The organism is Geobacillus sp. ZGt-1 (assembly GCF_001026865.1).
In the GTDB taxonomy this organism is placed as follows: domain Bacteria; phylum Bacillota; class Bacilli; order Bacillales; family Anoxybacillaceae; genus Geobacillus; species Geobacillus thermoleovorans.
In genome coordinates, this window is the sequence record NZ_LDPD01000008.1 from 44,252 (window position 1) to 46,187 (window position 1,936).

A 1,936-nucleotide genomic window follows, 5' to 3' on the forward strand; every position below is an offset into this window, starting at 1 on the left:
CAAAATTCTTGACGGTACCAGTTGACGAAACAGTGTTAGCTAACGACTCGAGTCGTTAGTCTTTTTTACTTATCAAATAAATAAGGATTTGAAATGGAGTTAACAAACGAACCGAAACAAATAAAAGAAATTTATGACGAGGAGGAGAATCTCTCGTTCTGAAGAATAACAACAAATGGAGACGAGATAAGGCAAGTTTACTTCCGAATTTCACACTTTCGTTTGAATTTGTAAAGATTATGTTAAAGTCGTTTTTTTCTCTTGTTTTATATAAGTATGTAGTTATATACTTATTAAAGGGAAGAGTAAGTATGGTTATACTACCATATCCATTTCGTGGATATGAAAGATGTGACATCATTATTTAGTGTGAGAGGAACAAAATTGCAAATAAAGGGATTTAGGAGTATCATATTTCATTTTCGCTCATATATATAAGTAAATAACTATATAATCATAAAAGAATAGGAGGTGTTTCCATGCAAAAGACAGTAGTGGAAATAGAAAAAGCATCACACGTTTTAAAGTTGCTTGGTGATAAAACACGTTTAACGATCATGGCAATTTTAAAACAACGTGAGTGTTGTGTATGCGAGCTTCTTGAGGTGTTTGACATGAGTCAGCCGGCTATTAGTCAGCATCTTCGCAAGTTAAAAGATGCAGGATTAGTAAAAGAAGATAAGAGGGGACAGTGGATTTATTATTCCCTCAATTCACAAAATGAGTTATATGATTTCATCCAAGATATTCTGCAACATATTCCAGATCAAACAGAGAATATTCGTAAGATTGAGGAAACCAACCCTACGCTCCGTTGCGGTTGTTAACCTACTAATCTACTAATTTAAATTATTAGGGGGGAAAAAATGAATAATACGGGGAAAAAACGTCTATCGTTTTTGGATCGATACCTCACGCTTTGGATTTTCCTTGCTATGGCAGCAGGAATTGGCTTAGGATTTGTCTTTCCAGGCTTTGTAGACGGAATGAACAGTTTGCAGGTAGGGACCACATCAATTCCAATTGCGATTGGCTTAATTTTAATGATGTATCCTCCGTTAGCAAAAGTTCGTTATGAGGAGATTGGGCGCGTCTTTAAAGATGTGAAAGTATTAGTGTTATCGCTCGTACAAAACTGGATTATTGGACCGATTCTTATGTTTTTGTTGGCGATCATATTCTTACCGGATAAACCGGAATACATGGTCGGACTCATCATGATCGGTCTGGCACGTTGTATTGCGATGGTGATTGTCTGGAATGATTTAGCGAAAGGAGACAGGGAGTACGCAGCTGGATTGGTGGCGTTTAACTCTGTATTCCAAATGCTATTTTNCTCTGTTTATGCGTATGTGTTTGTGACGATCATTCCAGAATGGTTAGGACTAGAAGGTGCTGTCGTTAATATTACAATGATGGAAGTCGCTAAGTCGGTGTTTATTTACTTAGGAATTCCGTTTCTTGGCGGAATGTTGACGCGCTTTTTGTTAGTAAAAGCAAAGGGCAGACAATGGTATGAAAAAGTATTTATTCCAAAAGTCAGCCCGATTACATTGATTTCTTTGTTGTTTACGATTATCGTCATGTTCTCTTTAAAAGGAGACGTCATTGTAAGCTTGCCGTTGGATGTAGTGAGAGTTGCCATTCCATTGTTGATTTACTTTGTGTTGATGTTCTTCGTTTCCTTCTTCTTAGGGAGGAAATTTGGAGCGAGATACCCTGTAACCACAACACTTGCCTTTACAGCCGGCAGTAATAACTTTGAGTTAGCGATTGCCGTAGCTGTTGGCGTGTTTGGGATCCATTCCGGTGCAGCATTTGCAGCTGTTATTGGACCACTGGTGGAAGTGCCTGTCATGATTGCGTTAGTCAACGTGGCACTATGGTTTCAACGAAAATACTTTAAAACAGAATCAGTATCATACTAACAACAGAG

The 1,936-nt window shown here is 37.8% G+C and carries 2 protein-coding genes and 1 pseudogene; all 3 read left to right on the forward strand.

The genetic code is table 11. The features are described 5' to 3' along the window. Positions 1-479 precede the first annotated feature (479 nt). Positions 480-827 carry a metalloregulator ArsR/SmtB family transcription factor gene (locus VU18_RS02405; RefSeq protein ID WP_011230091.1) on the forward strand — a complete coding sequence of 116 codons (348 nt, stop codon included), beginning with the start codon at positions 480-482 and terminating at the stop codon, positions 825-827. Between the two features lie 39 nt (positions 828-866). Continuing rightward, the coding region (locus tag VU18_RS18850) for an arsenic resistance protein (RefSeq protein WP_369793547.1) at positions 867-1,335 on the forward strand (469 nt) is incomplete at its 3' end. 1 nt (position 1,336) lies between these two features. Further along, a pseudogene (locus VU18_RS18855) lies at positions 1,337-1,928 on the forward strand (arsenic resistance protein); the annotation flags it as partial. Positions 1,929-1,936 lie beyond the last annotated feature (8 nt).